Source organism: Streptomyces sp. NBC_01214, assembly GCF_026340975.1.
GTDB lineage: Bacteria > Actinomycetota > Actinomycetes > Streptomycetales > Streptomycetaceae > Streptomyces.
The window spans coordinates 874296-892215 of sequence record NZ_JAPEOS010000003.1; the positions used below are offsets into that span (position 1 = coordinate 874296).

General features: G+C 71.6%; 13 protein-coding genes and 2 pseudogenes. 7 read left to right on the forward strand and 8 right to left on the reverse strand.

What is annotated here, in order from left to right; translation table 11 throughout:
• The first annotated feature begins 11 nt into the window (after positions 1 to 11).
• Positions 12 to 2491, forward strand: a pseudogene (locus OG594_RS40305) (SpoIIE family protein phosphatase).
• 79 nt (positions 2492 to 2570) lie between these two features.
• Here OG594_RS40305 and OG594_RS40310 read toward each other — a convergent pair.
• Together OG594_RS40310 and OG594_RS40315 are read right to left on the reverse strand one after the other, a co-directional pair.
• Positions 2571 to 4097, reverse strand: coding sequence for an SDR family NAD(P)-dependent oxidoreductase (locus OG594_RS40310; RefSeq protein ID WP_266608812.1), 1527 nt, complete (start codon positions 4095 to 4097; stop codon positions 2571 to 2573).
• A 312-nt stretch (positions 4098 to 4409) separates the two neighbouring features.
• Positions 4410 to 5166 (reverse strand): annotated as a pseudogene (locus OG594_RS40315) (sterol carrier protein domain-containing protein); the annotation flags it as partial.
• Between the two features lie 196 nt (positions 5167 to 5362).
• Here OG594_RS40315 and OG594_RS40320 point away from each other — a divergent pair.
• Positions 5363 to 5860, forward strand: coding sequence for a hypothetical protein (locus tag OG594_RS40320; RefSeq protein ID WP_266607344.1), 498 nt, complete (start codon positions 5363 to 5365; stop codon positions 5858 to 5860).
• A gap of 300 nt (positions 5861 to 6160) precedes the next feature.
• Here the strand turns inward: OG594_RS40320 and OG594_RS40325 are convergent, their stop codons facing one another.
• Both OG594_RS40325 and OG594_RS40330 read right to left on the reverse strand, forming a co-directional pair.
• On the reverse strand, positions 6161 to 6814 hold the full coding sequence (locus OG594_RS40325) for a TetR/AcrR family transcriptional regulator (protein ID WP_266607345.1): 654 nt from the start codon (positions 6812 to 6814) through the stop codon (positions 6161 to 6163).
• A gap of 530 nt (positions 6815 to 7344) precedes the next feature.
• A complete protein-coding gene (locus tag OG594_RS40330) occupies positions 7345 to 8904 on the reverse strand; it encodes a hypothetical protein (protein ID WP_266607346.1) in 1560 nt (519 codons plus the stop codon).
• A 363-nt stretch (positions 8905 to 9267) separates the two neighbouring features.
• Between OG594_RS40330 and OG594_RS40335 the strand changes: the two genes are divergently transcribed.
• The 5 genes from OG594_RS40335 to OG594_RS40355 all read left to right on the forward strand — a co-directional run bounded on the left by OG594_RS40335 (position 9268) and on the right by OG594_RS40355 (position 15334).
• Positions 9268 to 10515, forward strand: coding sequence for a cytochrome P450 (locus OG594_RS40335; protein WP_266607347.1), 1248 nt, complete (start codon positions 9268 to 9270; stop codon positions 10513 to 10515).
• A gap of 500 nt (positions 10516 to 11015) precedes the next feature.
• Positions 11016 to 12284 carry a CdaR family transcriptional regulator gene (locus OG594_RS40340; RefSeq protein ID WP_266607348.1) on the forward strand — a complete coding sequence of 423 codons (1269 nt, stop codon included), beginning with the start codon at positions 11016 to 11018 and terminating at the stop codon, positions 12282 to 12284.
• Between the two features lie 829 nt (positions 12285 to 13113).
• Complete coding sequence (locus OG594_RS40345; RefSeq protein ID WP_266607349.1) at positions 13114 to 13758, forward strand: L-threonylcarbamoyladenylate synthase; 645 nt, start codon at positions 13114 to 13116, stop codon at positions 13756 to 13758.
• Between the two features lie 114 nt (positions 13759 to 13872).
• Positions 13873 to 14508 (forward strand): carbonic anhydrase, encoded by a 636-nt coding sequence (locus tag OG594_RS40350; protein WP_266607350.1) that lies wholly within the window; start codon positions 13873 to 13875, stop codon positions 14506 to 14508.
• Between the two features lie 211 nt (positions 14509 to 14719).
• Positions 14720 to 15334, forward strand: a complete 615-nt coding sequence (locus OG594_RS40355; RefSeq protein WP_266607351.1) for a hypothetical protein — start codon at positions 14720 to 14722, stop codon at positions 15332 to 15334.
• Positions 15335 to 15387: 53 nt separating this feature from the next.
• Here OG594_RS40355 and OG594_RS40360 read toward each other — a convergent pair whose 3' ends face one another.
• The 4 genes from OG594_RS40360 to OG594_RS40375 all read right to left on the reverse strand — a co-directional run bounded on the left by OG594_RS40360 (position 15388) and on the right by OG594_RS40375 (position 17614).
• On the reverse strand, positions 15388 to 16098 hold the full coding sequence (locus OG594_RS40360) for a hypothetical protein (RefSeq protein ID WP_266607352.1): 711 nt from the start codon (positions 16096 to 16098) through the stop codon (positions 15388 to 15390).
• A gap of 8 nt (positions 16099 to 16106) precedes the next feature.
• On the reverse strand, positions 16107 to 16223 hold the full coding sequence (locus OG594_RS40365; protein WP_266607353.1) for a transposase domain-containing protein: 117 nt from the start codon (positions 16221 to 16223) through the stop codon (positions 16107 to 16109).
• 344 nt (positions 16224 to 16567) lie between these two features.
• A complete protein-coding gene (locus OG594_RS40370; protein WP_266607354.1) occupies positions 16568 to 16846 on the reverse strand; it encodes a hypothetical protein in 279 nt (92 codons plus the stop codon).
• A gap of 219 nt (positions 16847 to 17065) precedes the next feature.
• On the reverse strand, positions 17066 to 17614 hold the full coding sequence (locus OG594_RS40375) for a DUF1062 domain-containing protein (protein WP_266607355.1): 549 nt from the start codon (positions 17612 to 17614) through the stop codon (positions 17066 to 17068).
• Positions 17615 to 17920 lie beyond the last annotated feature (306 nt).

The window sequence follows — 17920 nt, forward strand, 5'->3', positions numbered from 1 at the left end:
GGGTGGCAGCGATGGACGCACCGGCGCCGGGATCGGGCGAGGTGCCCGAGGACCCGTTCGCACTGCACAACTCGGCCTCGGCGGTACTGGACGACCACGGCAGGGTCGTCGGCTGGAGCGAGCGTGCACAGGAGCACCTCGGCTACCCGCCCGACGAGGTGCTGGGCCGCACGGCCAGCGAGTTCCTGTTCGACTCTCGTGATCGTGAGGTGGTCCGGGACGCAGTGGCCGCGTGCGAGCGCGACCGGGGCTGGTCCGGTGTCCTGCCCGTCCTGCACCGCAGCGGGCGACGGGTGGAGCTGGGCTTCCGCGCCCGGGCCGTCATCCGCGCCGGCTCGGCCCGCGAGTGGTTCCTCGTCGTCGCCCCGGCGGAGGAGGTCCTGCGGTGGGAGACGGACCGGTCGGTCCTGGACGGTCTGTTCCGGCGCTCCCCGATCGGTCTTTCCGTCCACGCCCCCGACCTGAGCATCCTGCGGATCAACCGGGCGCTGGCCCGGTTCACGCAACTCTCCGCGGCGGAGATCCGGAGCCGACGCATCGGCGACTTCCTCATCGGTCCGGACCTGGAGACCATCGAAACGCGGCTGCGCCGGGTGCTGGAGACGGGCGCCCCCTGATCTTCACCGAGCAGCGCTGCCGCCTGAGGAGCGACCCCGACCGCGAGCGGGTGGTATCGGTCTCGGCGTTCCGTATGGAGGACCCCTCCGGCGGGATCCTCGGTGTCACCCAACTGGTGGAGGACGTCACCGACCGCTACCGGGCCCGGCAGCGGCTCGCCCTGTTCAACCGGGCGAGCATCAGCATCGGGACCACGCTGGATCTCGGGCAGACCACCCGGGAGCTGGCCGACGTCGCCGTCCCCGACCTCGCGGACGCCGTATCGGTGGATCTGCTGGAGTCGGTGGCCCGAGGCGACGAGACCGCCGAGGAGGCGGGCGGACGGGTCCGCAGGATGGCCGTCCACTCGGTCGTGCCGGAGGCGCTGCAGGTGATGCACCCCGCCGGAGAGGTCTTCCGCTTCGACCCGCGCACCCCGCACGCCAGGTGCCTCGCCGAACAGCAGCCCATCCTCGAACCCGTGCTCCTGAGCAGCCCCGGCTGGTACTTCCAGGATCCGGAGCGCAGGCGGCGCGCCTTCGCCCTGGACGCCCACTCGCTGATCGTCGTACCGCTGACGGCCCGCGGCCTGCTCCTCGGCCTGCTCAGCCTGTGGCGGGCCAGGAGGCCCGAACCGTTCGAGGAGGACGACCTCACGCTCGCCGAGGAATTCGCCGCGCGGGCCGCCCTGTGCATCGACAACGCCCGCCGCTACACCCAGCAGCAGCAGGCCGCGTTGACCTTGCAGCGCAGCCTGCTGCCGCAGGAACTGCCCGAATACAGTGCGGTCGAGGTCGCGCACCTCTATCTGCCGGCCGATCCCGCCACCGGCGTCGGCGGCGACTGGTTCGACGTCATCCCGCTGTCCGGAGCGCGCGTCGCCCTCGTCGTCGGGGACGTCGTCGGCCATGGTCTGCACGCCGCGGCCACCATGGGCCGCCTGCGCACGGCCGTGCACACCCTGGCCAGCCTCGACTACGCGCCGGACGAGGTCCTCTCCCACCTGGACGACCTGGTCAACCGCCTGGCGGACGAGCAGGAACCCGCCGACGGACGCCCGCGGGGCCAGCAGATCGTCGGCGCGACGTGCCTCTACGCGGTCTACGATCCCACCTCCCGGCGCTGCACCCTGGCCCGGGCGGGCCACCTGCCCCCCGCCGTGGTGACCTCCGACGGCACGGTCAGCCTGCCCGACCTTCCCGAGGGGCCGCCGCTGGGCCTGGGCGGACTCCCCTTCGAGTCCGCCGAACTGGAACTCGCCGAGGGAAGTCTCCTGGCGCTGTACACGAACGGCCTGATCAAGGCCCGTGGACTCGACCTCGACGAGGGACTCGAGCGGCTGAGAGCAGCCCTGTCCCGGCCCGGCAGCTCGCTCGAGCAGACCTGCGCGGCCGTGCAGAACGCCCTGCTGCCGGAGCACCCGCCGGATGACGTCGCACTGCTCCTCGCCCGCACCCGCGTCTTGGCGCCGGAGCAGGTCGCCTCCTGGGAATTTCCCGCGGAGCCGACCGCCGCCGCCCGTGCTCGGCACCTGACTGAGACCACGCTGACCGGGTGGGGTCTGGAGGAGCTGGCCTTCACCGCCGAACTGGTCGTCAGCGAACTGGTCACCAACGCCTACCGCTACGGCGGCGGCGCGCCGGTCACCCTGCGGCTCATCCGCGACCGCAGCCTGATCTGCGAGGTCTCCGACAGCAGCAGCACCGCTCCCCACCTACGGCGGGCGCGCACCACCGATGAGGGCGGGCGCGGTCTCTTCCTGGTGGCCCAGCTCACCGAACGATGGGGCGCCCGCTATACCCGGGACGGGAAAACCGTCTGGACGGAGTTCCCGCTGGCCGCAGCGGCGCAGGTCTACTCCGCGGCGGTGGTGGACCCTGCGCTCGAGGGGTGACACCGGGGGAGTCGAAGCCGAGCGGGCGCCGTCGGCACGCGGGTCCGACCGGGGATTCACCGCGGATGCCGGAAGGATCTCACCACGGGACCTGCCGGTAGTCCTTCAGGAGGACGCCGTGGACGGGTGCGCCGGCCTGCCCCTGCACGACGGGGTGGTAGACGCGGGCGGCGCCGTCGACGATGTCCAGCGGCGGGCGCCAACCGGTGGCGGCGTGCCGCTCCCGGGCGGGGAGGGGCTTCTCGTCGGTGACCCAGCCGGTGTCGACGCTACAGGTGTGGATGCCGCGGGTGGCCAGGTCGGCGGCGCTGGTGCGGGTGAGCATGTTCAGGGCGGCCTTGGCCATGTTCGTGTGCGGATGGTCGCTGGTCTTGTTGCGCACGGTGAACTGGCCTTCGACCGCCGAGACGTTGATGAGGTAGCGGTCGGGGTGCGGGGAAGCGTCGAGGAGGGGCAGCAGGCGGTCGGCGAGCAGGAACGGCGCGACGGCATTGACCAGCTGGACCTCCAGCAGCTCGGTCGGGTCGATCTGGCCCAGCCGTAGGGTCCAGGAGTTGGCTGCGGCCGTCTCGGGCAGCAGACCCGCCTCGTCGACGGCCTCCCGCGGCAGTGGGACGGCCACCGGGGCGTCAGCCGTGTGCGTGCCACCGGCCAGGGCGTGGGCCGCCCGGAACCGCGGGGCGAGCTCTGCCGTCCACGGCAGAGGTGCGCTGCGGGGGCCGGGTACGGAGAATCCCGGAGCGGTCCAGATCGGTGGCGCGGCGAGTGACGCGGGGGTCGGCGCGGGTTCGGCGGCGGACAGCGCGGTGTACGCCTCAGGGGAGCGGCGCAGGGTCTGGGCCGCGTTGTTGATCAGAACGTCCAGGGGGAGTCCCTGGGCGAGCATGTGGTCCGTGAAGGCGAGGACCTGCCGGGGATCGCGCAGGTCCAGTGCGGCGATCCGCAGCCGGTGCCACCAATCCGCGGCACCCGGCGCCGCCGCGAACCGGCGCACCGTGTCCTGCGGGAAGCGGCTGGTCACAGTGAGCTCGGCGCCGTCCCGGAGGAGCATCAGCGCGACCTGGTAGCCGATCTTGACGCGTCCGCCCGTCAGTAGCGCCCGCCGGCCGGTGAGGTCGGTGCGGGCGGTGCGGCGGGCGAGGTTCTCGCGGGCGCATTCGGGACACAGCAGGTGGTAGAAGTCGTGGACGTGCCGGTAGTGGTTCTTGCAGACGTAGCAGCGCTGGGGACGGTTCAGCAGCCGGGACGTCCCGGGGCCGTCCGGCGTACGGTCCGGCAGTGCCTGCGCCTGCGCCTGCGGCCGCGCCGCAGCGGGTGCGGGGCGGAGCTGAACGTATTCACGCACCGTCAGGCCCTGCTCCGACGGGGCGGGGGCGGGCAGAGCGGCGTCCATGACGCGGTCGTGGGCGCCCATCGCGGTGGCGGCGAGCAGCTTCGCGTCGGCCGCGGCCCGCTCCGCGCGTGCCTCGGCACGGCGTCGGAGACGGCCGTCGCGGACGAGTTCGCCGGCGGCCTGTTCCAGCAGGCGGCGCTGAGCATCGTCCACGGGTAGCTGTCGTGCCTGGTGGATCAGGTCCAGGCAGCTCTGTATGCGCTCACTGTCCATGGGGTGCCTTCGGTGTGATGGGTGGTTCTCGGCTCTCCCCCCACCCCTCGGGCTGGGCGCCGGTGGGGATGGAGAAGGCGTTTTCACGGGCGGACGCGCAGCACGGGCGCCGCGTCCGGAGGTGGTGATCACCATAGGCCGTTGTCCAGGAAAGTCGGACGCCTTTTCCGGGCCGGGCCGGGCCGGGCCGGGCCGGCCCGGCCCCGCGCCGCGTTCCCCGCGAACAGCCCCCGACCGGCGCCTCGGCGTCTGGCACGCACGCGCCGCGTTCTCGTCGGGCGTCGACGCTCCGCGCCGCCTAGAAGGAGCCGGCGAGGCCCGCCCGAGGGCTCCCCTCCTCAGCTCGCCAGCCCGCCCGGCCCGCCCGGCTCGTGCGAGGGCGGTCGGTGGGACGCCGCCCGGGTAGGCGGAGGCCAACGTCCGTACCGACAGAGCCACATCGGCCGCCGCACGGGTACGCGTGCACGAGGCGCCCCCCTGACCCCCGGTGAGCCGCCAACGGCCTTCGTTCCAGGGGCAGGAGGAGTCTTCGATCTCGAGGACGACGTCGACGGGGGTGCGGTACGTGCGGGCTTCGAGTGCGGCGCCCACGTCTACCAGCCGGACGAACGAGGTGCCGCCACGCGTCGTCCACCGGGCGGTTCTGCGCGACGAGCGTCGACGTCAGGTCGCCCTCGAAGAGGAAGCGCCACAGAGCTGCGTACCCGACCATCGCCCCGTCCCGCTCGGCGACGACGCACTGGACCGGTGAGCCGCCGTCGCGGCCGCCGCCCTCGGGTACCAGTACGGCCGGGCGCTCCCACCCCGGCGGGCGGGCCGGCATGCCCGGACGGTCGGCCACCTGGTCCGCGTACACCCCCGTCTACGGTGCGTGGCGGCCGCGCTCACCATCGTCACCCCGGCCGCGTCGCCGGGGCCGAGCCCGGTACCGACAGGCGCAGCGAGAAGGCGCCGGAGGTACCCACGTACGCGTCTCCGGGGGCGTGGGCGGGCCACCGAAGGCCTGTTCCAGGAGCCGGTACCAGGTGTCCCCTTCCCGGGCTCCCAACGTTCGCAGTTGTGGCGCGATGCCAGCTCTACCAGGGACTTTCCGTTGCGGGGCCCCACGGGGCGGCGGTGCCACCCGGCCGGGTCGCCGGTTGGACCCGGCCGTGTCGCCGGGGCCGGGGCTTGACGATCCAGGCCTGAAGATATGACACTCGGAGTGCAAGTTGTTTTGGGTGTGTTTGTGGCTATCTCTTGCTCTCTGTAACGAAAGGCGAGACATGTCCGTCTACAGCGTTCGAGCGGGTTCCCGGCCGAGCGGCACCGGGGCGCGCACGCGGTCGGCCCGGCCCGCGCGCATGCTCGCCTACGCCGCCGCGGGCGCGGCCGTGGGCGGCGTCTGGGCGTTCGGCGGGGACATGCCCGCGTGGGAGCACGCACTGCGCGTCCTCGTGGTGGTGCTCTGTGTCAGCGTGGCCGGACGCCTCGTCGGCCGCCGTCTCGCCCGCGCCGGGAGGACCCCGGTCGACCGCAGTCTGTTCTTCGGTCTGGTGGCGGCGAAGATGCTCCTCGTGGCCGTGGCCCTGCTCGTCGACTGGCTCGCGGGCATGTGGTTCTCCGAACCGACCCTGATCACTGCCGGGTTCCTGTTCGCCCTGGTGGCCGTCGGTGGTCCCGCCCTGCACGACTGGTTGTCGCACGGTACCGGGGGTCGGGGCGGGCCGGGCCCCAGAGGAATTCGACGAGGGGGAACGCCCGCTGGCGACGCGGCGGCGTGAGGAAGTCCTGGCGCCCTGTCGCCGCCAGGAACCGCTCCGGCCCGATCTCCTCCTCGGGGACGCCGTGGGCCGCCGCCAGGTCGAGCGAGGCCCGGTTCCTGCGCATCGTGACGAAGAAGCAGGCGCCCGGGACGAACACCGTGAACCCCGGCCTCCGCGGGTGACGCGTACCGCCCCGAGTACGTCCCGTACACGGGCGCCCTTCCGCCTCGCCCTGCTTCACCTCGGTCCTGGGGGCCTGGGGAGACCCCATGGCGCCGGACGCTGCGGGCTCGGCCGACGCTGCTTTGACGACAGGACCTAGGAGCCCGTCCCGGGCCGGTCGGTGGTGGCGAGCAGCGCGTGTACGGCCGTTTCCATGGTGCTGGCTGCCGCTTCGGCACTCAGGCCACTGCTGCGCCAGTGGTACCAGGCACCCCAGGTCGTCACTGCGTCCAGCCCGTAGAGCACTTCGGCCCTGCGCGCGGCGGGCAGGCGTTCGAGTTCCTCCGCGAAGATCTCTGCCAGTCGCGCCCGGGCCAGGTCCAGTACCTCGCGGGTGACCTCGGCAACCCGGCCCCCCGGGGTTTCCAGGCGCATCAGGGTCAGCTGGGCCGGCGTGATCCACTCCAGGATCCGGGCCCGCTGTTCCGTCAGGGCCGCTACCCGGGTATCGCGCGGCCCGGCGGTCGGAAGCGGCTTGATCTGCTCGATCAGCTGCTCCAGCCGGCGGGTGATGGCCGTCTCTACCAGCTCGGACATGTCGGCGAAGTGGTGGAACACGAGGCGCCGGGACACGCCCGCACGCTCGGCGACCCGCTCTGCGGGGAAGGTGGATTCCCCCTCGTCGAGCAGGGACAGTACGGCCTCGGCGATCTTCACCCGGGACTGGCGGCCGCGCTCGGCGCGACCGTCCGGGGCGGGACCGTCCGTGGCGCGGTCTTCGGACCGCGGCCGTCGGGCCGACTGGTTCACGGCGCCCCTCCCCACTTCGCTGGGTGCCATTGTCGCAAACGAAGGCGAGCAACTCCTGGAGCGGGCCGCGCGGGGGGCCGACGGAACGGTTCCGGCCCGCGCCCGCCTTCCCGGTGCCGACCGTACGGGCGGCGGAGCGCGACCGTTCGGTCCGATGCGTACGCGTCTACGCGTCTACGCATCACGGGCAACGGGCCCATGTTCGAAGGCGCCGGCGCCCCTCCGCTTTCGAAGGAGACCTCCCCACCATGCCCAGAAACCCGCGATGGCTCGTCGCCCCGGCGGCCGGTTGCCGTACTGAGCGCGGGCCCGGCCGTGACGTCGACGGCGCCGCCGGCCGCGGTCAGCCCGGCCCCGTACTCCCCCTGCCGCGGTGTCGTACGGCACTGCGACCGCGTGGGCCGGGACCACCGCGCTCGTGACCGTCACGCCGGTCAGGGCGAGGGCGCCGCGGTCTGTCACGCGTCCGGTCCCAGCCTGCGACCCGGACGGCGGGTCAGGCAGTGGGTCAGATGGCCCGTCCGTCCGGGTCAGGAGTCCGTGACCTTGACCAGGCCGCCGACCACGCCGACGTACGCGGAGCCGTCCCTGCCCAGGGTCACCGGCGCGTAGTGGTTGTTGAACAGGGGGCCGGCGCCGACCAGTCGGCTCCACACCCGCTCGCCGGTCCGTACGTCCAGCGCCGTGAGGTACCAGGCGTCGGGCATCGCAGGGGTGCCCGTGCGGCGGGCGGCCCGCAGTTCGTCGGCGGTGGGGTGGGTGAAGGTGTACAGGAGGCCCGTCGCGAGGGAGACCTTGCTGACGACGCTGGGGACCCGTTCGCTGCTGTCGGACCAGGCCAGGGAACAGGTACGGGTGGTGTAGTCGACGTGCACCCGGGCCAGGCCGGGCTCGGTGTCGACCTGGCGCGCTCCGAGCATTCCCCTCAAGAGGGCGTGGTCCTCGACGACGTAGCCGTAGTTGTTCTCCACGACGAGGTCACCGCCCACGGCGACGAGGCTGTTCTCGTCGGCACCCCTTCCCGGGGCGAAGACCGGCTGTTCGCACACCTTCTCGGGCCCGGCCTTCCCGCGCGCCATCACGAGCACCTTCATCCGGGGGTCGGCGTTGTCGGTGATGGCGACGTACCCTCCGCCCGGGCCGGCTGCCGGGCCGATGAGCGTGGGAGTGGTCCCGCTGCCCTGGCTGAGCTGACCGGGCTTCTGCCGCGAACCCCTGTCGTACGCGGCCCGCCAGGTGACGACGGGGCGGCCCTGGCCGGACGCGTCGAAGTCGAAGCGGTAGAGGGCGTGGTCGCTGACGACGAAGACGCCGCCGGACTCGTCGACCGCGATGCTGTTGGCGATCGTCTCCCCCCGCAGTACGTGGGTGGAGACCGTTCCGGTGGCCGGATCGAGTGCGCCGACCACCCCGCTGCCGGTCACGAACCACATCCTCCCCGACCAGTCGGGGAGGACGGACACGATCCCGCTGGTGCCGATCACCGGCTTGAGGTCGTAGCGCGCCTGTGTCACGAGCGCGTCGCGCCGTACGGCCACGACCTGAAGGGTGCCGTCCTTCGTGGGGACCACTGCACGGTCGAGCTGGTCGAGGTAGAAGTAACCGCCTCCGAAGACTTCCGTGGGGCTGGCTCCCGCCGTCCCCGGCAGCGTGAGGGAGGAAACCGCTGCGAGGTCGTGCGGATCGAGCAGCATCAACCGGGGCGAGAGCCCGGGGGGCATGCAGACGGTGACGATCCGCCCCCGCGAGTCGAAGGTGACCGAGCCGCAGAGCCCGCCCTGCAGCCTGCTGCGCACGGCGAGATCGCGGCCGGTGGGGCCGGGGCCTTCGTACGCGTCGCTCTGATAGGCGTCGCCGTGCACGTTGCTGGAGCCGTTGGCTGCCATGAACGGGTGCTGCGGGACCGGGGGGACGGCGACCGGTCGCGGTGCGACGGCGTGACCGGTGAACCGGGGCAGGGCGGCTCCGCGGGGATCCCCGGGTATGGACAGGGCGGGCAGGGTCACTGCTCCGGCCGGGGCGGCGGCGGTGAGGGGCGGTAACGCGGCGGCCGCCACCATGACGGCCAGGACACGGAGGAACGTGCGCATGCGGAGGCCTTTCGTTCGCTTCGTTCGCTTCCTTCGCTTCATTCGCTGACCTGTGAGGACGCGGCGGGGAGCGTGAGCCCATCCCGGAATGCTTGCACTGTGAGTGCAAGCATGATGATGAGGCAGGGGCCGGCGGGCTGTCGAGGGGTGGGAGGGCCCGGTCCCGCGCCCCGAACGGCGACGTGCGGCTCGCGGTGCGCGAACTGTGGGTGTGACCTGCTGTTCCGTCGCCCGGCGGGCGTTCCCCGGGGCCTCCGTGCATGCTGGGAAAGCCGGGGAACCGGAGTCGGCCGGAGACCGGTGTCAGAACGACGGAGGAGGGGCCCCGATCGGCCGGTCCCGCGAGCCGCACAAGGACGCACCATGAGCCAAGCCATGCTCCGGCAGATCCTCGACTACTCCACCCGCGCCGACCCGTACCCGCTGTACGAGGAGCTGCGCAAGACGCCGGTGTTCCACGACGAGGACGGTCCGTACGTCGTCAGCACCTACTACGAGATACAGAGCCTGCTGCACGATCCGCGCATCAGTTCCGACCCCCGCAACCTGACGCTGCCGTCGAGCGATCCGCTGGCGCAGGAAGACGGTGACGACTCGGCGCTGCCCCCGGTGTTCCTCAAGCTGGACCCGCCGGACCACGACCGGTTGCGCCGCATCACGAACCGGCCCTTCGGACCGCCGCACTCGCCGCACAAGGTCCACGACATGCGCGATGAGCTCGGCGGCATCGTCTCCGGCCTCATCGACGGCATCGTCGACGCGGGTTCCCCGGAGCGGATCGACCTGGTCGACCAGTTCTCCTACCCGTTCCCCGTGACCGTGATCTGCCGGCTGCTGGGCGTGCCCCCCGAGGACGAGCCCCGCTTCCACGGCTGGGCCGACACCATCGCCGCCAGCCTGGACCCCGATCCGGACGCCGACCCCGCCGAGAGGCCGAAGGCCGCCGCCGACGCGCAGATGGAGCTCGGCATGTACCTGGCCGGGCTGATCGAGGAGCGGCGCAAGGAGCCGGGCGAGGACATGTTGTCCCAACTGGCGGCCGCCACCGACGAGCCGGACGGGTCCATGAGCGCGCTGGAGGCCATCAGTACCGCGGCGCTGCTCCTGATCGCGGGTCACGAGACCACGGTCAACCTGATCACGAACGGCATGCTGACCCTGCTGCGCCACCCGGACGTCCTCCAGCGGCTGCGCGAGGACCCGCAGCTGTCCGTGCCGATCGTCGAGGAACTGCTGCGGTACGAGCCCCCCGTGCAGCTGCTGCCGCGGCGCAGCACGATCGACGACATCGAGGTGGCCGGGGTCAACATCCCCAAGGGCGCCACGGTCTCGCTGATCCTGGCCTCCGGGAACCGCGACCCGAAGCGGTTCGAGAACGCGGACCGTTTCGACCCGGACCGCGGGGACATCCAGCACCTCGGCCTCGGCAGCGGCATCCACAGCTGCTTCGGCGCCCCGCTGGCACGCCTGGAGGCGCAGCTGGCCCTGAGTGAACTGGCCCGCAGGCTGGAGAACCCGCGGCTGCTGGAGGATCCGCCCCCGTACCGCCTGAACGCGGTGCTCCGCGGCCCCCGCCACCTGCCGATCGCCTGCGACGGCATCCGCCCCTGATTTCGGGGGTACCGGGGTACCGGCGCACCACCACGTGACCTGACCCGCCCGCCCGCCGCACGGTCCGTTCGACCGGCGCGGCGGGCGGACGTATGCCCGGTGAAGTGGCTGACCGCGCCGCGGCGTCCGGGGGGTTCTGCGCGCGACACGGGAGCCGCAGGGGATCGGGGCGAGAGGAGCAGCATGCTGGAAGCACACAGCATCTCCACAGGATTTATCGAAGGGTGATAATTTCCCGCAACACGTCTCGGGGCATCCAACAATCCGGAAGATCTCCTTCCGACGGGTTCATGACAGATCATGCCCTGGCTGCCACCCCCAGATCCCAACGACAGCAACGAGGCACGGCTGAGGCGGAACAGCAGCAACCGAAGCCCTCATGAGGTACGACGGAGGCATTGACCCGCCTGTACGGCAAGGAGATTGACGATAGCGATGCCCCGCGGTCGGCTTCCTGCCTTCCGCGGGCAGGCCTCACCCCGGCATGAACGAGGAAAACGATGTGCGAACTCCTGAACCGCATCTGGTCCCGCCCCCGAGGCGAGTGGACCCGCATCCTGCGCAGGGAGCTGCCCGTGCTGGCCGACGAGATAGTGAAGGAGCTCCTGCACGGGACTCCCGCATTCACGGCACTCGTCGACGACTACGAGACCATCGACGACGAATCGCTCAGGCACTCGGTGGAAAACGCGCTGTGCAACTTCCTCGGCTACCGGCAACCCGATGAACGGGAGCCGAGCGGCGGCCGCCCCCGCCCCGAGCGAGCGAGCGATGACGGACATGACGGCAGACAGGAGGAAAACCCCGGATTCACCCGGGAAGTGATACGGAAGACCGGCCTCGTGCCCGCGCAGCGCGACCGCCGCAGCACCAACGTCGCTGCCGCGAACACCGCCGCTGTCGCTGCCGCGAAGGCCGCCACCGTCGCTGCCGCGGACACCGCCGCGGACCGGTACGCGTCTGCCGCACCGCCCGACCGGGCCCGCGAGGAACTGTTCAAGGTGCTCACGGACGACAGGGCCGCCTCGAAGCAGTCCCTCACCGAGCTGGCCGAAGCGGCCGGCTGGCCGCTGCCACCAGCCATACGAGGCGTCGTACTGGCGACCCCCGGCGAGACGCAGCAGCTGGCGGCCGTGCTGGACAACCCTCTCGCCGGCGTCTTCGCGGGCCAGCCCTGTCTCCTGGTGCCGAGTGCGGACCCGGACACCCGCGCCGCGCTGGAACTCCCGCTGCGCGGCCGCTTCGCAGCCGTGGGCCACGCGGTTCCCCTGACGGACACTGCGTCCTCCCTGCGTTGGGCCCTGCGCCTGCTCGCCCTCACCCCGGCCCGTCCCAGCGCCGAGACCCGGCCGGTCTTCGTCGACGACCACCTCTCCACGCTGCTCCTCCTCCAGGACCAGCCGCTGGCCCATGCGTTGGCCGCCCATTGGCTGCGACCCCTGGCCGGCTTGACCCCACGCCAGAGCGAGCGGTTGGAGGTGACCCTCCTCGCCTGGTTCGAAGGCGGTGGCGCCCCGGAGGCCGCGAAGGCCTTGAGCGTGCATCCCCAGACCGTGCGGTACCGCATGCGGCAGCTGGAGAAGCTCTTCGGGCCGGGGCTGCGTGACCCCCGTACCCGTTTCGAGCTGGAGATGGCCCTGCGCAGCCGCCGGCTGATGGCGCAGGTACGGCTCCAGCACTCCCGGATGGGCCGCAGAACGGGCCGGGCCATCACGACGAACTTCCCGCCGCTCGTCGCGGAAAGGATGGCCCGGGTCAACGGCCTGTGACCCGAGCGGCCCGGACCGGTCCGGCCGCCCCTTCGCGGGGCGGCCGGGCCCCGGACCCACACCCGTCTCGACCCCTCGGAACTCCTCGCCTACGGGTCTGTTCCCGGTTCCCACACACCGGTGAGAGCGACGCCGGTGGCCCGTCGGGACCGTCGGACACGATGCACGGCGAGCCGCGCAAATGCGACGGCGCCCGCACCGCGACGAACTGGCCCAGGCCTCGAACCTGAGCACGGTGTCGGGCCTCCTCCTCCTCCTCCTTCTCCTCCGACAACTCGACCGCCGCGAAGCGGCATCGGAGCCGCGCGGGCCCGGACCAGACTGTTCTGGGGTGCCCGAAGACGGGTCTCAGCTAGTCGCCGCCGCACGGGGGAGTCGAGTCGACCTCCCGGGGGCGGCCGGTCCGGTGGCCCCCGGGGACGGTGACGAAGACGCCGTGCCACCGCTCGCGCCGGCGCGCCGTTCGGCCTGCACCGGCGACCGGCGATCGCCGTCACCGGCCCGGCGTCCGGGGCCGGCGTCCGGCCGCACCGGGCCCGCGGCCCCACGGGCGGTGCGGAGGAGGGTGGTGCGGAAGTGGCTCGCACCCGGCAGTCGGCTCGACCCGCCCGGCGGATCGGTCCGTCACCCGAACGGGTGATCGTCGCGGTGCGGCACGCATCGGACCCGCCGGAAGATCCCCCCGGCCCGCCACCACACGGCCCCCGGGCAGACCGTGGCTCGGGTGAGGTGACCGCAGGACGGGGACGGGCGGGGCCGCCCGTTCCGGTACCCTGCCGGGGTAACCCAGCAGGTGCGGGCCGAGAGCCCGGTGGGATGGAGATCGGCCATGGCCCTTCGATACGACTGCTCCACGGCTTCTGGCCGGACCGACGGGCTGAGCACGGCCGCCCGGGCGGTACGCCGGGGCGAGCTCGTGGTGCTCCCGACGGACACCGTCTACGGCATCGGCGCGGACGCCTTCAACGCGGACGCGGTGGACAGACTGCTCGGAGCCAAGGGGCGCGACCGTGCGATGCCCTCGCCGGTGCTGGTCGCCTCCCCGGACGCCCTGCACGACCTGGTCGCCGAACTCCCCAAGCAGGGGTGGGCCCTGGTGGAGGCGTTCTGGCCGGGCGGGTTGACCCTGGTCGCCCGCCACCTGCCCTCGCTGACCTGGGATCTCGGGGAGACCAACGGCACGGTCGCGGTCCGGATGCCGTCCCATCCCGTGGCGCTCGAGCTGCTCGCCGAGACCGGACCGATGGCGGTCTCCAGTGCCAACCTGACCGGCCGCCCCTCTCCGCAAGACTGCGACGCCGCACAGGACATGCTGGGCGACTCCGTCGCCGTCTACCTCGACGGCGGGCGCACCGAAGCCGCCGTCGCCTCCTCGATCGTGGACCTCACCGGCCCGGCACCGGTCCTCAGGCGTGCCGGCGCCATCAGCGCCCACGCCCTGCGCGGAGTCGTGCCCGACCTGCTGGAGCCGTGACCCCGGACAGGTGGCACCGCGGACTGCCGGCACGAAGCCGGGCCGCCGCCCGCACCCCGCTCCTTCGAGGGACCCCGCAGTGTGGCGGTCCGGGCGGGGTCGTAGCCTGCGGTCATGAGTACCTCGCTGTCACCGACTCCGTCCGAAGCCTTCGAGCTGCTGCTGGCCGGGAACCGGCGTTTCATCGCGGGCGCACCCGAGCACCCGAACCAGGACGCCGCCCGACGCACCGAGACCGCACCGGCTCAGAGTCCCTTCGCCGTGTTCTTCGGCTGCTCCGATTCGCGGCTGGCCGCCGAGATCATCTTCGACCGCGGGCTGGGTGACCTGTTCGTCGTCCGTACCGCGGGCCACGTCGCGGGTCCGGAGGTCCTGGGCAGCATCGAGTACGCGGTGAGCGTGCTGGAGAGCCCGCTGGTCGTCGTGCTGGGCCACGACAAGTGCGGTGCGGTCGCCGCGACCCGCGCTGCCCTGACCGACGGCGTCAGCGCGACCGGATACGTACGCGACGTCATCGAACGCGTCACCCCGAGCGTGCTGGCCGCCCGCGCCGCCGGACTCACCGACGAGGACGACATCATCGCCGAGCACATACGGCACACCGTCGACCTCCTCCTGGACCGCTCCCGCGTCCTCGCCGACCAGGTCGCTGAAGGGCGCACCGCCGTGGTGGGCCTGTCCTACCGGCTGGCCGACGGCAGCGCCCGGGTCGTCACCACCCGCGGCCTCCCGAGCGAGGTGTCGGCCTGACCGCCCGGTGACGGGCCGGGCACCTGTCCGGGGGTCGGTGGACGGCGCCCCTCGCGGAGACGCCGGTGGTGACGTAGTCCGGCCTCGGGACTGGTGAGCTCGCATGTTCAGGTGTCGCGTATTCGCAGCCGAGCCCGGACGAGGCTCGCGCTGAGTGATCTGCCCGCATGATGGGCGACGGCACGTGCTCAGGTTCTCTAGAGGAGCGACCATGGCGTTCGAGACCGAAGCCGGATTCGGAGTCGCCGAACGGGGCGAGTGGTCCTACGCGCCGGCTGTCGGCGTCGGACCGCTTCGGTTCGGTATGACCGTCGACGAAGTGGTCGAGGCAGCTGAGGTACTCGGCCAGACGAAAGTCAGCGATTGTCCACGGGACCACGCGATCTTCTCGCCAACTTGGAAGGTCGAAGTCCACCGTCGCGGGGTCGCTCCTTCTCCGCCTGCCGTCACGGCCTATGTGAGCCAAGCCGTGGGCTTGTTCTGCATCGCTGCCGACGCCGTGCAGGGTCCCCAGATCGCATACGACGGTCTCTCGCTGGTCGGGAGGGACATGGCGGAGCTGGAGAGCAACGCAATTGCCTATGCCGAGGCGATGGACGTGCAGTTTCGCATAACGCCCGAGGGCTACGCGGCGCCGGATGATCCCGGAATCGTCATGCGCGCGCAACGGGTCGGGGAGGTCATCCGATCGCGTCCGCTGTTCATGGTGCCGCGCGATGGCGCGAATACTGAATGGGACTCGTTGCCCTCCGAGGAGTACCACTTCAACGGCCGCCGTCCGAGGAGTACCACGCCAACGGACATTCCATGGACCGACATGGTGTGACCCATGACGAGGGGAAGAGGAGAGTGACGGCCTGAAGCGATCACTGGCTGTGGTCACCCGGGGCATACCGGATCCAGGTTCCACCGTACGTTCCTGGTCATTGACGTAGCGGGGCCGGTGCGGTGGTCGGTCAGAGCAGTGACCAGCCGGTACTGGTCGGCGATGGTGCTTCCGTCGGCGCCGTTCGCCGTTCGCCGTTCGCCTTTCACCTCGGCGTCGATCACCCGCAGTCGCGGGCCAGCGATCTGAGTGAGGTAGGAGCCGTCATTCAGCACCGTGAGGACGGGTGGGCGTCGGTAAGGGCGGCAGCGGGTCAGAAACTGACTGCCGGTGGCGGCCACCGCTTCCCGGGAATGGTTGCTGTCGAAGCCGCGGTCCGCCAGCAGCAGCATGTTGCGGTCGAGCAGTTGCAGCAGCCGTGCGGCGTAGGTGATCGCACTGGTCCGCGGCGAGCGGAAGACCGCCCCCCCCAGCACACCGCGTGTGCCGGTCTCCACGAGTGCCATCAGCATCATCGTGGGGTAGCCCGCCGGGCCCAGCCGGGACTTCAGCTTGCCGAGCCAGTTGCGGTTGCGCTCATGGTCGGGGACCTTCAACGAGCCGCACCCGTCGAAGGCGACGGTCCGCCAACTACGGTACCGGGCGCCGGGCGTGGACGGCTGCGCCAGCGGGACCGCCAGCGCCTCGAACAATGCCTTCAGCGGGGCCGCGCCGACGCGCCGCCGCAGGTCCCGCAGTGCCTTCTCCGACGGGACCGGGCTCACCAGCCCGCTCAGAGGCCGAGCGCCAGCGCGAAGTACACCCCTCCACGCGACGGCAGTATCCGAAGGCGGCACTCGGTGCGTCCCGTCTCGTCCAGCACGGCGTCCACGAGCTCGAACGGAACCATCTGGGTCAGCTCACCCAGATGTCCCTCGGCCGAGAGGGCAGCGCGGCAGGGGAGAGCAGACCGATCTTCCAACGAGGCCTCGACTCTCGATCCGGACGGAACCCCCAGACCCTCCTTGACAGCTACCTGGCGACCTTTGACTTCGCGGCATCGACTTCGAGCGCGCGGAATCGCACGACCGTCCGATGTCCACCTGCGCCGCCCCCGCGGGCTCCTCGGCACGGTACCGAGCGTGCCGACGCCAGGCGTTTGCAAGCCGGGGGTCCGTGTGGGCCGAGCTGCCCCAACCGGTGAGCGCCGGCGCCGAACCGGTCGGGCACGTCCGCCTCCGGTACGCCCGCGCCTCAACCGCCCGGCAGTCCCTCGACGCGCAGCTCGACCCACTCGCCGAGGCCGGAGTGACGCGCATCTTCGCGGAGAAGCGATGTCGGGCTGGAGTTCCGCACAGACGAACTCAAGGGCTCGCACGACCCGTCCGGAATCGTGTTCACGGTGCTGGCCGCGACGTCGGGCATGGAGCGCGAGCACATCCGCGACCGCACCCTGGAGGACCACGAGTCCGCCCGCAAGCGTGGCAAGACGATCGGTCGCGCGGGCGTCACCGACGAGTCGATGCTGTCCATGACCCTCCACCTGTGCGACATCGCCGGCAGGCTTCGGGCGGAGACGGCGCGGCATGGTCTCACCAGGGAATCGGCCCGTCCTCGGCAAAGAAGCGCTTCTTCCCTCGCCCCGATACCAGACCGCACCCGGCGCGAAGAATGGCCTGCCCCCACCCGTCACCGCCGGATAGGACCTGTCCGGCGGATCTTGCCGGACAGGCCCTAGGTCCCGCGGAGGGCTCAGCGCTTGAGCGTGAAGGTGAAGTCGCCGGAGAGCTTGCCGCTCAGCCGGACTGCCGAGACGAGTTTGCCCTCCGTGAGCAGCCTCTCGACCTCGGCCCGCGAAAGACCGCACCCTTCAGCGATCAGTCGCACCGGCCGGACAGGGATCCGCGCCGCGAAGCGGACCGAGACGTCGATCACCTCGTGGTCCAGGTGATCCGATCCGCCGGTGTCGAGTCGCCAGGCGTTGTCCCAGTCGAGGGCGATGCGATTGCGGTGCCGCACGACCGGATCCTGGAGCAGCTCGGCCGCCAGGCCAGGGTCGTTGTCGTGCATCCGGTCCAGCAGTTCAGGCCGTATGGAGCGCACGTTTGTCCGCTCCAGGATCGTGAGTTTCGCCGTGTCCCCGCAAGCGGTGCACAGCACGAGGAGCCAGGCGTCGAGGAGCTTGTGGTTCGCGTTGACGCGGAATTTGCCGTTCGCCCGGAAACGGTCCGACGCGCACGCGGGGCAACGGCGGAGAACGGTCGGCAGGCAGGTGGGAGCGACCACCCAGGTATTGAGCACAGAAGTACACCGGTTTCAGTGAGAAGTCCGCAGCAAAAAGCAGCGCGGCGCACAGGCGCGACGCGCGACAGATCAGCAATCGGGAGGTCTCACAGGGTGTACAACGGTGTGTCCTTGCCTAGACGACGTGGCTCGGCAGCACGGTAGTGGCGCGAGGTGGCGATGTTCCACTGGGTTTTTGAGCGCCTCACCGCCAGGTTCTGCTCGGCGGATCACGCCTCGAGGGCTTCCCACAACAGCACAGCTCCGACGCTTCGTTGCTGCGGCGGAGCGAAGCCGCCAACGCCCGCATCCGGAGGCTCACCG